This window comes from Paraburkholderia sp. BCC1884, assembly GCF_900996225.1.
Lineage (GTDB): Bacteria > Pseudomonadota > Gammaproteobacteria > Burkholderiales > Burkholderiaceae > Paraburkholderia.
Window position 1 is genome coordinate 22709 of record NZ_CAAJGL010000022.1, and the last position, 15987, is coordinate 38695.

13 protein-coding genes are annotated in these 15987 nt (G+C 64.2%); 9 read left to right on the top strand and 4 right to left on the bottom strand.

What is annotated here, in order from left to right; all coding sequences use genetic code 11:
• Window positions 1–15: 15 nt before the first annotated feature.
• Window positions 16–1374, bottom strand: coding sequence for an MFS transporter (locus tag FQ705_RS01255; RefSeq protein WP_144137659.1), 1359 nt, complete (start codon window positions 1372–1374; stop codon window positions 16–18).
• Complete coding sequence (locus FQ705_RS01260; protein ID WP_144137660.1) at window positions 1371–2447, bottom strand: alpha/beta hydrolase; 1077 nt, start codon at window positions 2445–2447, stop codon at window positions 1371–1373. Before FQ705_RS01260 ends, FQ705_RS01255 begins: the two co-directional genes overlap by 4 nt.
• Before the next feature lie 233 nt (window positions 2448–2680).
• Between FQ705_RS01260 and FQ705_RS01265 the strand changes: the two genes are divergently transcribed.
• The 3 genes from FQ705_RS01265 (at window position 2681) to FQ705_RS01275 (ending at window position 6902) form a co-directional block, all read left to right on the top strand.
• Window positions 2681–3589 (top strand): LysR family transcriptional regulator, encoded by a 909-nt coding sequence (locus FQ705_RS01265; protein ID WP_144137661.1) that lies wholly within the window; start codon window positions 2681–2683, stop codon window positions 3587–3589.
• A gap of 132 nt (window positions 3590–3721) precedes the next feature.
• Window positions 3722–5239 carry an ATPase domain-containing protein gene (locus FQ705_RS01270; protein ID WP_144137662.1) on the top strand — a complete coding sequence of 506 codons (1518 nt, stop codon included), beginning with the start codon at window positions 3722–3724 and terminating at the stop codon, window positions 5237–5239.
• 4 nt (window positions 5240–5243) lie between these two features.
• Window positions 5244–6902, top strand: a complete 1659-nt coding sequence (locus FQ705_RS01275) for an ATP-binding protein (RefSeq protein ID WP_144137663.1) — start codon at window positions 5244–5246, stop codon at window positions 6900–6902.
• Between the two features lie 52 nt (window positions 6903–6954).
• Here FQ705_RS01275 and FQ705_RS01280 read toward each other — a convergent pair whose 3' ends face one another.
• Together FQ705_RS01280 and FQ705_RS01285 are read right to left on the bottom strand one after the other, a co-directional pair.
• The gene (locus tag FQ705_RS01280) at window positions 6955–8232 is read right to left on the bottom strand and encodes a diguanylate cyclase (protein WP_144137664.1); all 1278 of its coding nucleotides are present in this window, start codon (window positions 8230–8232) and stop codon (window positions 6955–6957) included.
• Window positions 8229–8600 carry a phosphonate transporter gene (locus FQ705_RS01285; protein WP_222105622.1) on the bottom strand — a complete coding sequence of 124 codons (372 nt, stop codon included), beginning with the start codon at window positions 8598–8600 and terminating at the stop codon, window positions 8229–8231. The genes FQ705_RS01280 and FQ705_RS01285 overlap by 4 nt, the downstream gene beginning before the upstream one ends.
• Before the next feature lie 242 nt (window positions 8601–8842).
• On the opposite strand from FQ705_RS01285, the gene FQ705_RS01290 reads away from it, so the two are divergent.
• The 6 genes from FQ705_RS01290 (at window position 8843) to FQ705_RS01315 (ending at window position 15839) form a co-directional block, all read left to right on the top strand.
• Window positions 8843–9409, top strand: coding sequence for a MarR family winged helix-turn-helix transcriptional regulator (locus FQ705_RS01290; RefSeq protein WP_144137666.1), 567 nt, complete (start codon window positions 8843–8845; stop codon window positions 9407–9409).
• Between the two features lie 6 nt (window positions 9410–9415).
• Window positions 9416–11524 (top strand): FUSC family protein, encoded by a 2109-nt coding sequence (locus FQ705_RS01295; RefSeq protein ID WP_144137667.1) that lies wholly within the window; start codon window positions 9416–9418, stop codon window positions 11522–11524.
• A 54-nt stretch (window positions 11525–11578) separates the two neighbouring features.
• Complete coding sequence (locus tag FQ705_RS01300) at window positions 11579–11788, top strand: DUF1656 domain-containing protein (protein WP_144137668.1); 210 nt, start codon at window positions 11579–11581, stop codon at window positions 11786–11788.
• Window positions 11785–12792 (top strand): efflux RND transporter periplasmic adaptor subunit, encoded by a 1008-nt coding sequence (locus tag FQ705_RS01305; RefSeq protein ID WP_144137669.1) that lies wholly within the window; start codon window positions 11785–11787, stop codon window positions 12790–12792. The genes FQ705_RS01300 and FQ705_RS01305 overlap by 4 nt, the downstream gene beginning before the upstream one ends.
• Window positions 12789–14279, top strand: a complete 1491-nt coding sequence (locus FQ705_RS01310) for an efflux transporter outer membrane subunit (protein ID WP_144137670.1) — start codon at window positions 12789–12791, stop codon at window positions 14277–14279. The genes FQ705_RS01305 and FQ705_RS01310 overlap by 4 nt, the downstream gene beginning before the upstream one ends.
• Before the next feature lie 84 nt (window positions 14280–14363).
• On the top strand, window positions 14364–15839 hold the full coding sequence (locus FQ705_RS01315; RefSeq protein WP_144137671.1) for an HD domain-containing phosphohydrolase: 1476 nt from the start codon (window positions 14364–14366) through the stop codon (window positions 15837–15839).
• Window positions 15840–15987: the final 148 nt, after the last annotated feature.

Here is a 15987-nt window from a genome sequence, read left to right on the forward strand (position 1 = left end):
AGAAATCCAGTCTCGCTACGGCGTCGCGGTTCTTGCCGTCGCGCGCAGTGGCTCGCGTCCGGCGCGCGTGAAATACACCATCGCGAGCGAAACGAAGCCGGCAAAGATCAGATAGAACGCCGGCGTGAGACTGCTGCCGGTGAGCCCTGTCAGGCCCGTGATGGTCAACGGCGCCAGGCCGCCGAACAGCGTCACCGCGATGTTGTACGAAATCGCCACGCCCGCCGAGCGGCTGCGCACCGGAAACAATGTCGCGAGCATGCCGGGATGCGCACCCGACATCGCGGCGAGGAACACCGTGGCGACCATCTGCGCGATGAACAGATGCCCCGGCGTCGGGTTGGTGACCACGAAGTGATAGAGCGGATAGACGCAGATCATCCACGCGATCACGACCGGGAAGAACAGGCGGTAAGCGCCGAAACGATCGGCGAGTTTGCCCGTCAGCGGAAACAGGAACAGGTTCAACACACCCGAGACGAACGCGCCGAGCAATGCGGTGGACAAGGGCAGATGCAACTGACGCTCGACATACACCGAGAGATACGAGTGCCACACGTAATTAGTCGCCGCGCCGACGATGATCACGCCCATCGCACAGATTGCCGCATCACCGTTGTCGCGGAAGAACTCGCGGACCGTCACGCGTGGCGGCTTGTCGCCGTGTTCGACGAGACGTTCGAACTCCGGCGACTCGGCCACGCGATGGCGGATATAAAACCCGAACGGCCCGGCCAACGCGCCGAACAGGAACGGCAAACGCCAGCCCCAGGCCACCAGTTGCTCGTGCGTCAACTGCGTAGTGAGCAGATAGCCGACCCCGGACGACAACAGCAACGCAAACGCCTGCGCCGACATGTTGAAGCTGCCATAGAACATCTTCTTGTGCGGCGGAGCGTACTCGACCAGCATCGCCGACGCGGTCGCGAACTGGCCGCCGACCGACAACCCTTGCAGCAGACGCGCCAGCACCACCAGCAGCGGCGCGGCGATCCCGATACGGGCGTAGCTCGGCGTCAGACCCATCAGCAGGGTGCTTCCCGCCATCGAAATGATCAGCAGCGAGAGCGCTTTGCGTCGCCCTGCCCGGTCGGCGTAAATGCCGAGCAGAATGCCGCCGATCGGCCGCACGATGAAGCCGACGGCGAAGGTCGCCAGCGTCAGCATGATCGACACGAAGCCGCTGCCGCCAGGAAAGAACACCTGCGCGATGATCTTCGCGAAGTATCCGTAGATCAGAAAGTCGAACCATTCGAGTCCGTTGCCGAGCACGGAAGCGAAGATCGCGCGCCGCACCATCGACGGACTCAACGTATTCTGGACAGCGGCGCCGGAAGCTGCGCCGTCCTGTGAGTGGAATGTCGCCTCGCTCATTGCTCGCATCCTTGTGTATCGAACATGGCGGCCAACGCGCAGACCGAAGTCAGCATGCGCGCGCCGTCGTGGCCCACGCCGGGCACGATATGAAAACGCTGCGGCAAGCCATCCGGATGACGCGACTGGATATAACGGTAGTACGCCTCGGCGCGCGCCACGCGCTGCGGCCCTTGTGCTTCGGCGGCGCAAGTCGTGTCGAGCGCCTTTTGCCGAGGATCGTTATCCGCGCCGCCGACCAGATAGTCGATCCGGCGCGACGCATAGGTCGCTTCGAGTTGCGCGGGAGAACGGTCGTCGAGATACGGCGGCCGGTTGTCCATGCCGTATTTCCATTGATTGAAACCGGGGCATTGCGCAGCATCGAAGGGCGCGGCGACGCCTTGGGCGTCGGGCCGCTGGGCGTCGAAATACGCATAGGTAGACGGACTCGCCACCACATAGCGCACGTCGATGCCCTCGCTCGTCAGCGCAGCGATATTGCGCGCCGCCACGGCATAGCGCTGCACGACCTGGCCGCCGCCGGAGTGTCCGGCCAGCACCACGTGACGCAGAGTCGGAAACAGCGTGCGATCGGCCAGGCGCGCGACGATCGCGTCGAGCACAGCGTAGGAACTGATCGGCAGCGGCGCGCGCGCTGCTTCGCCGCCCATCCATGCATCGCCTTTCCAACGCAGCAGATCGGCGGGCTCATCATGTATGCGCGTATCGAGCGTGGCGAGAAACTGTGGCGCGATCAGGAGCGTGGCGACTGGGTCTGCATGGGCCGCGTCACGCGCGTTCTGCGCGGTGCGGAAGTACACATCGGCGTTGCGCAGCTTGCCGTGAATCACGATCACCGCGCGCGTCACCTGAGGCTGCGCGACACTCCAGTCTTGTGAAAGGTACAGCGGAAATTCAGCCTGGCCTTGGGGCGTGTCGATCGTGAGACGCGCATCGGCGATCGTCTTCACGGGCTTGAGATGCGACTCGTGCGATTGCGCTGCAAGTGCGGGCCGCGCGAACGACATCAATACGATGGCGATCACTGCGGCGCTTTGCACCGCCGGAGGTCGTGAAAAACGGAAGGTCATGCGACGTGCTCCTGATTACCGTGCGCTGTCCTGAACGCAGCGCATCGGCAAATCCGTCGTCGTAATGCGGATTGCCTGCTCACGGGTGTCTCCTGTCGGTCTTTTCTTTTCTCGCGATGCCACGATCGTAGGCGTGCTCATGCTAAATGTAAAATACCCGTTTTACGCACTGTTCATACTTATACGATATGGCAGCGCGCACACCGTGACAGGCGACCCGGAGCGGAAACACGATGGAACTGCGGCATCTGCGTTACTTCCTGGCGGTCGCCGAAGAAGGCCAGTTCACACGCGCGGCCGAGCGACTGGCGATGCAACAGCCGCCGCTCTCGCAGCAGATTCGCCTGCTGGAAGAGGAGATCGGCTTCGCATTGTTCGTGCGTATGTCGCGCGGCGTCACGCTGACACCCGCAGGACGCGCCTTCGCCGAAGATGCGCAGCGCCTGCTGCAAAATCTGCAGGAATCGGTCGACAAGGCGGCCCGCATCGCACGCGGCGAGCTCGGCACGATTTCGATCGGCCTGACCAGTTCCGCCGCGTTTCATCCGTTCACGACCGAGGCTATCCGCGCATTCCGCACCATGTGCCCGGAGGTCGCAGTCGAGCTTGCCGAGCTCAACGCGGCGGAAATCATCGAGCGGCTGGCTGCGGGGCAGATTCAGGCTGCCTTTCTGCGCAAACCGGTCGACGCGCGTGAGGGCGTCGCCTTCAAGTTGCTGCTCGACGAGCCGATGGTCGTGGTGTTGCCGGTCGGCCATCGTCTGCTGAAGGGCGCGGGCAAGAAACGGCCGCGGATTTCACTGGAGGCGCTGGCGCAGGAGGACTTCATCCTCGTGCGCCGGCCCGGCGCGCCCGGCATGTACGCCGACATTCTGGCCGCGTGCAGGCAGGCCGGGTTCGTGCCGCGTATCGCGCGCGAGGTGCCGCGCATGGTGTCGGGGATCAATCTCGTCGCGACCGGACTCGGCGTCACCCTGGTGCCGGCCTCCATGCAACGTTACGACCAGGTGGGCACGGTGTACTGCACCTTGGCGAACCCCGCGAAGTTGAGCGCTCCGCTGCATCTAGCTCACCCGGGTGCTCTTCACAACAGCGCGGCGACGCGCTTCATCGAACTGGTGATGAAGCGGGCAGGCGTCTGACGGGAATTCAGCGGGGATGGCCGTGTATCGACGCTTCGAGCCCCGTGGCGCGGGGACGGGCACACAAATTGCATTCTGGCCGTACCGGGCTACCGATCACATGCTCATCCAAACGACGCAAACCGCTACGCCATGTCAAATAAATTAGCCGCTGACAAGCCGGCCCGCCTTTCCTCGGGGATCGAGGGCATCAACGACGTCCTGGGAGGCGGCTTTACGCCTCACCGGATGTACCTCGTGGAGGGTGCGCCCGGTACGGGCAAAACTACCCTCGCCTTGCAATTCCTACTGCAAGGTGTGGCCGAAGGCCAGGGCGGTCTGTACATTACGCTCTCCGAAACCCGCTCGGAGTTGATCTCGGTGGCCGAGAGTCATGGCTGGGATATCGGCGGGTTTACGATTCTCGAACTGCTGTCCGACGAAGGGCTCGATCCACAATACGAGCAGACCGTTTTGCATCCGGCCGAGGTCGAACTCGGCGAGACCGTGCGCAATGTGATCCAGCAGGTCGACGAACTCAAGCCGGCGCGCATCGTCCTCGATAGCCTGTCCGAATTGCGCCTGCTGTCGCAGAACCCGCTGCGCTACCGTCGTCAGATTCTGGCACTCAAGCGTTATTTCGCGACTCGTGCCTGCACGGTGCTGCTGCTCGACGACAACGCGTCCGACTCCGGCGACGTGCAACTGCACAGCATCGCGCACGGCGTGATCAGTCTCGACAACCTCGTGCACGACTACGGCGGCAACCGTCGACGCATGCGCATCGCCAAGATGCGCGGCATCAAGTTCCGCGAGGGTTATCACGATTTCACGCTCGATACCGGCGGCATCCATGTCTATCCGCGCCTCGTCGCGGCCGAACACCACACCCATTTCAGCACCAACGTGCGCAGCACCGGCACAGAGGGTCTCGACGCGCTGCTCGGCGGCGGCCTGCTGCCCGGCACCAACGCGCTGATGATCGGACCATCGGGCGTCGGCAAGACGACCACCGTCGTGTCGTGCCTGATCGCCGCGCTCGAGCGCGGCGAGCGCTGCGTGTACTACGTGTTCGACGAAACGCTCACCACGCTGATGATCCGTTGCGCGACGCTCGGCATGCATCTGGCGCCGCACGTCGAAAGCGGTTTGCTGACCTTGCGCCAGATCGATCCCGCCGAAATCTCGCCCGGCGAATTCGCCAGCGACGTGCGCCAGTCGGTCGAGAAAAAAGGCTGCCAGTACGTCGCAATCGACAGCCTGAACGCCTATCTCCAGGCGATGCCCGGCGAGCGTTATCTGTTGCTGCAGATGCACGAGTTGCTCGGCTATCTGAATCAGCAGGGAGTCATTACCATGCTCGTGCTCGGTCAGCACGGCATCATCGGCGAAGTGCAGAGCGATATCGACATCAGCTATCTCAGCGATGTGGTGGTGCTGTTCCGCTATTTCGAGCACCAAGGCGAAGTGCTTACGGCGGTCACCGCCGTGAAGAGTCGCGCCAACGCGCACGAGCGCTCGATCCGTCAATTCCGGCTCGGCGATCGTGGCGTGGAAGTGGGTGAGGCGCTGCGCGATTTCGAGGGCGTGCTGTCCGGCCTGCCGGCCTACCGTGGCAGCACGGCCTTGCTCGGCAGCACCGATCGCGTCATCGACACCTCGAGGTCGTAAGGACATGGAGCACCACGTCCTTATCCTGGCGCCGTTTGGCCGCGACGCCGACGTCATTGCCGAAGTCCTTCAGAAAGACCAGCGGGTCTGCGTGGCCTGCCGCGATGCCGATACGCTCACCGACGCGCTGAACGCAGGCGCGGGCACGGCGCTCATCGCCGAAGAAGCCCTCGCTGACAATCAGGCTGCACGTCTGTTCGGCTGGCTCGAACAGCAGCCGGCGTGGTCCGACTTTCCTTTTATCCTGCTCGCCGCCTCACGCGTCGGACACCGCTCCGCACGCGGACTGGAAGTGCTCGAGCGACTCGGCAACGTGGTGGTGCTGGAACGTCCACTGAACTCGGAAACCTTGCGGCGCGCAGTCGCGTCGGCCCTGCGGGCGCGCGCGCGGCAATATGAATCGCGCCGCCATCTTGCTGAGCGCATCGAGGCGCAAGACGCGCTGGTGCAACTGAACGATTCGCTGGAAAGCCGCATTGCCGAACGCACGCACGAACTCGCCTCGGCCAACAACCGGCTCATGATGGAAATTCACGAACGCGCCAAAGTACAGGCGGTGCTGGTGCAATCGCAGAAGATGGAAGCGCTCGGACAGTTGACCGGCGGCATCGCGCACGACTTCAACAATTTGCTGAACGTCATCATGGTCAACTCGGAGTTGATCGCGCGCGTCAGCAGCGACGAACGGATTCGCGGCATGGCCGCCACCGTCAAACGCGCAACCGAACGCGGCGCCAAACTGACCGGCCAGTTGCTGACTTTCTCGCGCAACAGCAACCTCGATCTGAAAGCCGTCGACGTAGTAACGCTGCTGCAAGGCATGCGCGACATCATCACCGTTTCGCTCGGGTCGAGCATCGCGTACACGAACGAGTTCGACGGCGCGGAGATGTGGACCCAGGCCGATGCCAATCAACTCGAACTCGCCATCCTCAATCTCGCCATCAATGCACGCGATGCCATGCCCGGTGGCGGCAAGCTGAGCATTCGCGTGCGCGACCGCTCGGCGCCCGATCAGACTTTCGCAGACGGCCGCTACGTCGTGCTCGAAGTCGCCGATACCGGCTCGGGCGTGCCGCCCGATGTGGTCTCGCGCGTGTTCGATCCGTTCTTCACGACCAAGCCAGTCGGCAAGGGCACGGGACTCGGCCTGAGCCAGGTCTACGGTATCGCCAAGCAGGCAGGCGGCACCGCGCGCCTCTTCAGTGAAGAAGGCGTAGGCACGACAGTGGAGATCTGGTTGCCGTTGCGCGAACGGGTAGCGTCGCAAACCGAAACGACGTCGAACGCCGAGGCCAACGTGGTCGGCGAGAAGCGCGTATTGGTAGTGGAAGACGACGGCGAAGTGCGGGCCATGCTCGTCGAGTCGCTGAAAATGCTCGGCTATACGGTGACGGAGGCCGCGGACGGACGCGCGGGCCTGAACCGCTTACAGGACGACAAGCCCGACTTGCTGATGGTCGACTTCGCGATGCCCGGCATGAACGGCATCGACGTGATCGCCGAAGCGCGCAAGATGCGCGAAGACTTGCCGGTGATTCTTGCCACCGGCTATGCCGACGTGGATATTTCCGGGCTCGCGGTCAAGCGCTGCACGATTCTGCGCAAACCGTTTCAGCTCGACGATCTGGCGCGTACCGTGCGCCTCGGTCTCGCTGCATGATCACGCGTGGCTGCTCCCGAACGGCCACGCGTCGATGTAGAGCGGCGGGGCTTCAGCGCACGCAGTTACGCCCCGCCGTCTTGGCTTCGTAAAGCGCGAGGTCGGCGGCATGCAGCAGCGCCTGCAAGGTCGAGCACGATTTGCTCAACGTCACGCAGCCGAGGCTCACCGTCACCCGTACCTCGCCCGCCTGGGTCACGACGCGCGCCGCCTCGATGGCCGCGCGCAATCGCTCGGCCACATGCGTCGCGTAGCGTGCATCGGCGCCACTCAGCATCAGCACGAACTCCTCGCCGCCGAGGCGCGCGAACACGTCCTGCGTGCGTAGCAACTGCTTCGCCTCGCTGACGATCCGCTTGAGCACTTCGTCGCCGGCCAGATGCCCGGCCGTATCGTTGATACGTTTGAAATGATCCGCGTCCAGCATCACGAGCGACAGGGCTTCGCCGTCACGCTGCGCCCGCGCGATCTCCGCCTCAGCGGTTTCGAAGAAGTGCGCGCGACTCGATGCGCCGGTCAGATGATCGGTGGTGAGCAGGCGCTTCAGATTGTCCGCCGTGATCTTGCGCTCCGTGATGTCGCGCAGTACCACGGAGTAGCCGGTGAACGCGCCGTCCTCTTCGCGCGAGACCGCGACCAGAATTTGCCCCCAGTAACGCGTGCCCTGCCTCGTTTCGCACCAGCATTCTTCGACATGCCAGCCCTGGTCGCGTGCGAAAGCCAGATGCTCGGGCGAGCGATGCGGCAGGAACTGGCCCGGCGCATAAAAACGCGCGAGTGTGCTGCCCAGCGCTTCGACTTCGCTGTAGCCGGTCACGCGCGTGACCGAGTCGTTCCAACTCTCTACCCGCCCTTGCGCGTCGAGTGAGAAGAAAGAAAAGTCTTTAACGTTGGTGTAGATCGCGGCGAGCCACGACTCGGTCTGACGCGCGCGCCGCTCGGCCGCCACCTGGCGGGAGACGTCCGTAAGCACGGTCATCAGCAGTTGCGCGTTGATCTTGATGATCGAACAAGACAACACCACGGCGCGCTCGTGCGCCGGCGTGACGAAGATGCGATGGTTCTCGCAAACGGGTCCGCGCACCGCCGTAAAACTCTCGACCAGATTGCGCAACTCGGGCGCCACCGAACTCAAACTCTCGAAGATATTGTCGATGCCGTGCGCGCCCACCAGCGGCATGAGCAACTGCGAGGCGAGCGGATTCATCATGTCGATCCTGCCCGCCGCGTCGCTACGCACGAGACCGACCGGTGACATGTACACGAACGAAAGCAGTGCCTCGTGCTCGGTCTGAAGCTCGTCGTCCTGGGCCTCGTCGGACGACTTCACTGGGCGGGCTCCCGCTCGATCAGCAGAAAGCGCGTGGCACCTTGCGGCCCGCGCAGAAGACGCAGGCGCACGGGCGTCGGCCGCATGCGCAATGTCAGCACGTAGGGCAGCGTTGCATCGAGTTCAGGTTCGTCTTCGAAACGTTGCGCGACCATGAAGTTGTTCATACACGGCGCGACCTCGTAGAACAGATGACGGCCCAGCACGTTGGCCGCACGCAAACCGGCACCCGCCGACTCGAACTTGTTGTAGTGCGTGACGAGACTGTCGGGCGCAAAGCCGATCACGCCGAATGGAAGCGCATCCAGCGTCTCGTTGTCGGCAGCATGAAGTGTCGCGAGCGACACGGTGTCAAATTCCTGGGTCACGATACCTTCCATATAGATTCTGTCGCCTTTCTAATTCGATGCGCGTGCAACAGGCTAGCGGCAACGATCAGGCGCGCGTGGCCAGCGGTCCTTGCATGCAGCTTACTGGCTCACAGAACAGATAACGGCATACATCCTCATAATTTTAGGTGGTTGGGCGTGGTGGGCGCAAAGGGGCTGTCCCTCTACAAAATCCAATTCAATAGTTTGCTAACGAATATTTAGCCCCTACAATACCGGCCATGACGAATCTCGATGCCCTGCGCCGCACCGTCAGCAGCACGCTGGTCGTGGCTGCCAGAAAATGGCGGCGCACGAGCCACGGCGTGCTCGCGGCCTTCAACGTTTCCGAAGCGTGCGCCACGCCGCTGCTCACCGCCGGCCGGCTTGGCGAGGCGGTGCGCCAGGTGACGCTGGCCGATCACGTCGGGATCGAAGGGCCCTCGCTGGTGCGGCTGCTCGATCAACTGTGCGCGGCCGGCTTGATGCGCCGCGACGAAGATCCCGAAGACCGGCGCGCCAAGACCGTGGCGCTCACTGAAGAAGGCCGCGCCGTCACCGCAAGGATGGAAGAAGAACTGGTCACACTGCGCGCGCAAGCGTTGAAAGGCGTCTCGCGCAGCGATCTCGAAGCGACCTTGCGCGTGCTGGCCGCGTTCACCTCGGACAACGACACGGGCGGCGAAGAACGCGCCGCGAACGAACGTACGCAAGCCTCGGGGGCCGCGCACAAAGCCGTCAAAGCGAATAAATCCAACAAGCGCAAAGCAGACACCGCCGCGCCCCACGAGGCCGGCGATCCGGCGTAACAGATCATGGTCTATCCCACTCTTCGCGATTGGCTGTTCTCGGTCAAGACGTTTGCCGCGGCGATGATCGCGCTCTACATCGGTCTGAAGCTCGAACTGCCGCGGCCTTACTGGGCGATGGCCACCGTTTACATCGTGTCGAATCCGTTTGTCGGCGCCACGCGTTCCAAGGCGCTCTATCGTGCGCTCGGCACGGCGCTCGGCGCATCGGGCGCGGTGTTGCTGGTACCGCCGTTCGTCGAATCGCCCTATCTGTTCAGCGTGATCGTGGCCTTGTGGACCGGCACGCTGCTCTATCTGGCGGTGTCCGACCGCACCGCGCGCAGCTACGTGTTCCTGCTCGCCGGCTACACCATGCCGATCATCGCCTTGCCTTCGGTGACCAACCCGGGCGGCGTGTTCGATCTCGCCATCAGCCGTACCGAGGAAATCCTGCTCGGCATCGTCTGCGCAAGCGTGGTGGGCAGCGCGTTGTTTCCGAGCCGCCTCGCGCCGACCATCATCGAGCGCACCGACGCCTGGTTTCGCGACGCGGCGTTCTACGCGACCGAAACCCTGTCCGGCCGTATGGCCGGCTCGGCAATCTCGGGCGCGCGGCAGCGGCTCGCGGCCACCATCAATGGTCTGGAATTGCTGTTGAGCCAACTCGCCTACGATCACACGCGACCCGACGTTCTCTCGCGCACGCATGAAATGCGGGGGCGTATGCAACTGCTGCTGCCCATCATGTCGTCGCTCGCCGATCCGCTGATGGCGCTTTATAACAGCGGTCGTCAGAGCTGGCCCGAGGGTCTCGACACCCTCATCGCCGACGTCATCAAATGGTTCAACGAACCGCTGCCCACCGCGAGCAGCGGCTCCCAATCCGACGCAATCGCAGACGCGTTGCGCGCCCGTATCTCGGCCATGCAGCCGCCGTCCGCCGCACTCGCGAACTGGGACGGGGCACTCCTTTCCAACGCGCTGTGGCGTATGAGACAGGTGATCGACGTCTGGCAGGATTGCCGCTCGCTGCGCAGCATCATCACGCGTGAAGAAGGGTCGTGGCGTCCGCGCTTTCGCCATTGGCGGCTCGGTGGCACCGAGCGCTTCTACGATCGCGGCATCATGCTGTTCTCGACCGGCTCGGCCGCCGCCGCCGTGGTTCTCGCCTGCAGTTTGTGGATCAGCTCGGGCTGGAACGATGGCGCCAGCGCGGTGACGCTGGCGGCAGTGGCCTGCTGCTTCTTTGCCGCGCTCGACGAACCCGCGCCATTCGTGTTCCGCTTTTTCGTGGCGACCGCGATCAGCGTGGTGGCCGCCGGTGTGTATCTGTTCGTCGTGCTGCCGAACGTCCATGACTTTCCGATGCTGGTGGTCCTGTTCGCCGCGCCGTTCATCTTTGTCGGCACGCTGATCCCGCGCCCGCAATTCAACCTGGCCACGGTGCTGGTCGCGGTGAACACGGCCACCTTCATCAGCATTCAGGACGCGTACGACGCCAACTTTCTGATCTTCATGAATAGCAATCTCGCGGGCCTCGCGGGATTGCTCTACGCGTATCTGTGGACCCGCGTCACGCGTCCGTTCGGCGCCGAACTCGCCGCTTCGCGGCTGTTGCGTTCGAGCTGGGCCGACGTCGCGCTCACGGCCTCGAACCGGCCGATCGACGACCCGCGCAATCTGGCCGCGCGCATGCTCGACCGCTTGATGCAGTTGATCCCCCGCCTTGCCGCCACCGACGACTATCGTCATCCGTCGATCGAAAGTTTCCGCGATCTGCGCATCGCCTTCAACGCACTCGATTTGCGCCGCGTGACCCGCAAGCTCGGCGGCGAAGCGCCCGCCGCGATCGACCGCGTGCTCGACGGCGTGCGAAGCTATTACGAACACTGCATCGAGCGCCGCAAGCGCGAGCCGGTGCCCGAGAACCTGATGGTGTCGATCGACGCCGCCGTGGCGCGCGTCACCGCGCAGGGCCTCGCCAACGCCGACGTCGAGGTCCCCACCGCGAATTCGCGAGCCTCGGCACGCCAGTTGCGCGAGGCGTTGCACGCGCTGGTCGGCTTGCGTCTATCGCTGTTTCCGGCCACGCTGACGTCACCGGCGCCGCCCGCACCGGAGGCCGCTGCCTGATGCGCCCGTTCCGCGAGCCGGCTCGCCCCTTTCCCTTCTTTTCCACTCCCCGCGATGATCGGTGAAATCGATATCTTCGGCGTGTTCGTTCCGGCCGTGCTGGTGCTGATGTTGGTCGCGTATCTGATCAACCTGGTGCTGCGTACGGTGTTCGCGCGCGTCGGCCTTTACCGCTTCGTCTGGCATCGCTCCATCTTCGATCTCGGCATCTACGTGCTGGTGCTGGGCCTTGTCGTCGTCGTTTCGCACAGACTAATAACGTGAAAAAAACCTGGTTCTCCGTCGGTCAAATTCTGCTGACCCTTATCGTCGTCGTCGCCGCGGCCTTCGTGCTGTGGAAACTGGTCGGCTACTACATGTTCGCGCCCTGGACGCGCGACGGCCACGTGCGCGCCGACGTGATCCAGGTTGCGCCGGATATCTCGGGGCTCATCACCTCGGTCGACGTAGTCGACAACCAGCAGGTCAAGCAAGGCCAGGTGCTGTTCGTGATCGACCAGGCCCGTTATACGCTCGCGCTGCGACAGGCGCAGGCCACCGCGCAACAACGCCGCGCCACGCTCGATCAGGCGCGCCGCGAAGATACGCGCAACCGCAAGCTCGGCGACCTGGTCGCAGCCGAAGTGTCGGAAGAAAGCCGCTCGCGGGTCGAGGCGGGCGAAGCCGCGCTGGCCGATGCGAACGTCGCCATCGACACTGCGAAGCTCAATCTGCAGCGCGCCACGATCATGAGCCCGGTGGACGGTTATCTGAACGACCGCGCGCCGCGCGTCGGCGAATTCGTCGCAGCCGGGCGCGCGGTGGTCGCGGTGGTCGATATGCATTCGTTCCGCGTCGACGGCTATTTCGAGGAAACCAAGCTGGGTGGCATCGACATCGGTCAGCCGGTGGATATCACCGTGATGGGCGAGCCGACCGTGCTGCGTGGTCACGTGCAGAGCATCGTCGCCGCCATCGAAGACCGTGACCGCACGCAAGGCAGCAATCTGCTGCCGAACGTGAATCCCGCGTTCAGCTGGGTGCGTCTCGCGCAGCGGATTCCGGTGCGCGTCGCGCTCGATGAAGTGCCGCCCGACTTCCGCATGATCGCCGGCCGCACCGCGACGGTGTCGGTGCGCGACCTGTCGCCGGCCAGCAAGAAACATCCGGCGATGACGGCCACGGGCGCAGTGGATGCCTCGGCGGCTTCGGCTTCGGCTGCCTCGGTTCGCGCCGCTTCGTCGGCGCAGCCGGCGTCCGCCGCCGTCAACCCGGGCGCCTCGCAATGAAGCTGTCGCGCGCCCTACCCTTATTGCCGCTGCTGCCGTTGGCCGTCGCGTTGAACGGCTGCATCAACGTCGGCCCGAATTACTCGCTGCCGCAACAGGCGCTCGTCAATGCGCCGCTCGCGAATGAACCGATCGAAGGCGCCGACACCCGGCTAACCACCACTCAGAACGTGCCGGCCGTGTGGTGGAAACTGTACGACGACCCCGTGCTGAACAGTCTCGTCGACGAAGCCTTGCAATCGAACACCGACTTGCGGGTGGCCGCTGCGAATCTCGCGCGCTCGCGTGAAGCGCTCGGCGTGGCACAAGCGCAGGGCGGCTTTTCAGGCAAGAGCTCGGTGCTGCTCGAACGCGCGCAGGAATCCGCCGAACAATACCTGCTTACCGAAAAGCTGCCGGTGGCCAATGAAGGCGATATCGGCATCAGCATCTCGTACGAAATCGATCTGTTCGGCAAGCTGCGGCGCGGCGTGGAAGCCGCCCAGGCGGACACCGAAGCCGTGCAGGCCGCGGGCGATCTCGCGCGGATGACAGTGGTGGCCGACGTGGTGCGCTCCTACGTCGAACAATGCTCGGCGGCCGAAGAACTCAGGATCGCTCAACAGTCGCTCGCCTTGCAGAAGCAGCGCGTGGACGTATCGCGCCGTCTGCGTGATGCGGGCCGTGGCAATCAGCCCGATGTGACGCGTGGGCAAACGCAGGTCGATACGTTGTCGGCGGATATTCCACGTTATACGGCGCGCCGCAAGATCGCGCAGTACCGGCTCGCGGCGCTGCTCGCGCGTGCGCCATCCAATTTGCCGCCGGCCGTGCTGGCATGCGACCGGCTGCCGCAATTGCGTCAGCCGATTCCCGTCGGCGATGGCGCCGCGTTGCTCAAGCGTCGCCCGGATGTGCGCGAGGCCGAACGTCAACTGGCGGCATCTACAGCACGGATCGGTGTCGCGACGGGCGCGTTGTATCCGACGGTGAGCATCGGGGCATCGGCGGGTTTGACCGGGATTCTGGAGGACCTGGGCACGTCGCCCACCGCGCGCTGGGGCTTCGGTCCGCTGATCAGCTGGACCTTTCCGGCGAACGGCGCGCGTGGCCGCGTACGTGAAGCGCAGGCGTCGAGCCAGGTGGCGCTGGCGAAATTCGACGGCGTGGTGCTGACCGCGTTGCGCGAGACCGAAACCAGCCTCGCGACTTATGCCTCGGATTACGCGCGCGCCGATGCATTGCGCGCGGCGGTGAAGTCGGCGGCCGAGTCGGCGGATGAAACGCATCGGCTGTATATCGCGGGGCGCGAGTCGTTCATCTCGGATCTGGATGCGACCCGCACGCTGACGTCGACCAAGTCACAGGTGGCGGCGGCCGAAGGTCAGGTGTCGATCGATCAGGTCAATCTGTTCATGGCGCTGGGCGGTGGCTGGGAGATGCCGCCGCAGAATGCCGCGGGAGCCGGGCCTGCGGCTGGCGCTGCTGCCGCGACGAAAGCACCGTAGACTCCGCTCTATCCTGAAGCATGCAAAAAGGCGTTGCCGCAGAGCAAACCTACTGACAAAGCAGGACTCGACAAGGTGACACTGATGGCAGACGTTTCAACAATCCGGGCGCTCGACGCCGTGAAGGCGCTGGCATTCATCGGCGATCTCAGCATGGGGCAGCCGACCGACCACTCGCTTCGCACCAGCTGGCTTGCCGCGCGGCTCGCAGCCGAAGCCGGTCACGACGACGCGCAATGCGGCGTCGTCAAGGAGGTCTCGCTGCTGCGCTGGTCGGGTTGCACGGCGAACGCGGCGGGCTTTTCGGAGATGCTGGGCGACGACATCGGCGGCCGCGAAGCCATGCTCGCGATGCGGCCGGGCTGGGGCGGCGCGGCCGAAGCGCAAGGACGGCTCGATGTGACCATCACACCGCTCGCGGAGATTCATTGCGAAGTGTCGGGTGAAATTGCCCGCATGCTCGGTCTCGAAGGCGCCACCCAAACCGCGTTGCGGCACATTTTCGAAGCGTGGGACGGTGGCGGTTTTCCGCAACAACTCGAGGGCAGACGTGTCCCCGACGCCGTGTTTCTGGTCGCGCTGGCGGGCGACCTCGAAATCCTGAGTCGCGTGTATGGATTGGAGGCGGCGCAAAAACTCATCGCGCAGAAGGCGGGCCGCCAGTATCCCGAGACGCTGGCGCGCATTGCCTGCTCGCAAGCCCAGACCTGGCTCACCGAACTCGATCGGCAAAGCGCGACGGGACGCGACGAGCCGCTCGACGCATTACCGATGCAACAAGGCACCGCGCCCGAAATCATCGCCGACGTGATCGATCTGAAACTACCGTGGATGGCCGGCTACTCGCGCCGCGTGGCAGGCGCAGCAGCAGGCCTGTGCACGCGCATGGGATTCGACGAAGAGGCGCGGCGCAGCACCTATCTCGCCGGTTTGATTCACGGCATGGGACGCATGGCGGTGTCGAACGCGATCTGGAATACGCCAGGGCGGCTCTCTTCGGCGGCGTGGGAAAAGGTGCGTCTCGTGCCTTACTGGACAGCGCGTGCCGGCAAGCAGATCGGCGCGCTCGCGCACGAATCGGAGATCGCCTCGCAAGCTTATGAGCGGCTCGACGGCTCGGGTTATTTCCGTGGCACGGCGGGCATCGCGCTCGGACGCGAGGCGCGGGCGCTGGCGGTCGCGGCGAGTTGGGTGGCGTTGCGCTCGCCGCGACCGTGGCGCGCAGCCTTATCGGCGAATGAAGCGGCGGTCCTGCTCGGCGAAGAAGGCTCGGCAGGCCGCTTCGATGCCGACTCGGTGCGGGCTTTGCTGGCCTGCGAAAAAGATGGCTACGACCAGGGCGCCGAATCCATCAAGCCCGCGCGCGCGGCGTTGCTCTCGCCGCGCGAGTCCGAAGTCTTGCGGCACATCAGTCAAGGTGCGAGCAACAAGGAAGTGGCGAAAACGCTGCAGATGAGTCCCAGCACGGTACGCACGCATGTGGAAAGTGTGTTCCGCAAGCTCGAATGTTCGACGCGCGCGGCCGCGACGCTAAAGGCCTCGACGCTCGGATTGATCTGAGCGCCGGGCAACGCGCCCACGCCGGCAGACTTACGATTTATTTTTGACAAGCTTTCTTTTACCTTTCATTTCGCGTTAAATACAGATCACCAACCACATCGTTACGGGGTCCCCGTATGTCGCACTTCATGCAGAACGTAGTCACTTT

Bases quoted from the DNA above. Each gene is read 5' to 3' on its own strand.
- FQ705_RS01275 (WP_144137663.1), top strand. From the start codon at position 5,244: ATGGAGCACCACGTCCTTATCCTGGCGCCGTTTGGCCGCGACGCCGAC.
- FQ705_RS01255 (WP_144137659.1), bottom strand. From the start codon at position 1,374: ATGAGCGAGGCGACATTCCACTCACAGGACGGCGCAGCTTCCGGCGCC.
- FQ705_RS01310 (WP_144137670.1), top strand. From the start codon at position 12,789: ATGAAGCTGTCGCGCGCCCTACCCTTATTGCCGCTGCTGCCGTTGGCC.
- FQ705_RS01270 (WP_144137662.1), top strand. From the start codon at position 3,722: ATGTCAAATAAATTAGCCGCTGACAAGCCGGCCCGCCTTTCCTCGGGG.
- FQ705_RS01300 (WP_144137668.1), top strand. From the start codon at position 11,579: ATGATCGGTGAAATCGATATCTTCGGCGTGTTCGTTCCGGCCGTGCTG.
- FQ705_RS01265 (WP_144137661.1), top strand. From the start codon at position 2,681: ATGGAACTGCGGCATCTGCGTTACTTCCTGGCGGTCGCCGAAGAAGGC.
- FQ705_RS01315 (WP_144137671.1), top strand. From the start codon at position 14,364: ATGGCAGACGTTTCAACAATCCGGGCGCTCGACGCCGTGAAGGCGCTG.
- FQ705_RS01260 (WP_144137660.1), bottom strand. From the start codon at position 2,447: ATGACCTTCCGTTTTTCACGACCTCCGGCGGTGCAAAGCGCCGCAGTG.
- FQ705_RS01295 (WP_144137667.1), top strand. From the start codon at position 9,416: ATGGTCTATCCCACTCTTCGCGATTGGCTGTTCTCGGTCAAGACGTTT.
- FQ705_RS01290 (WP_144137666.1), top strand. From the start codon at position 8,843: ATGACGAATCTCGATGCCCTGCGCCGCACCGTCAGCAGCACGCTGGTC.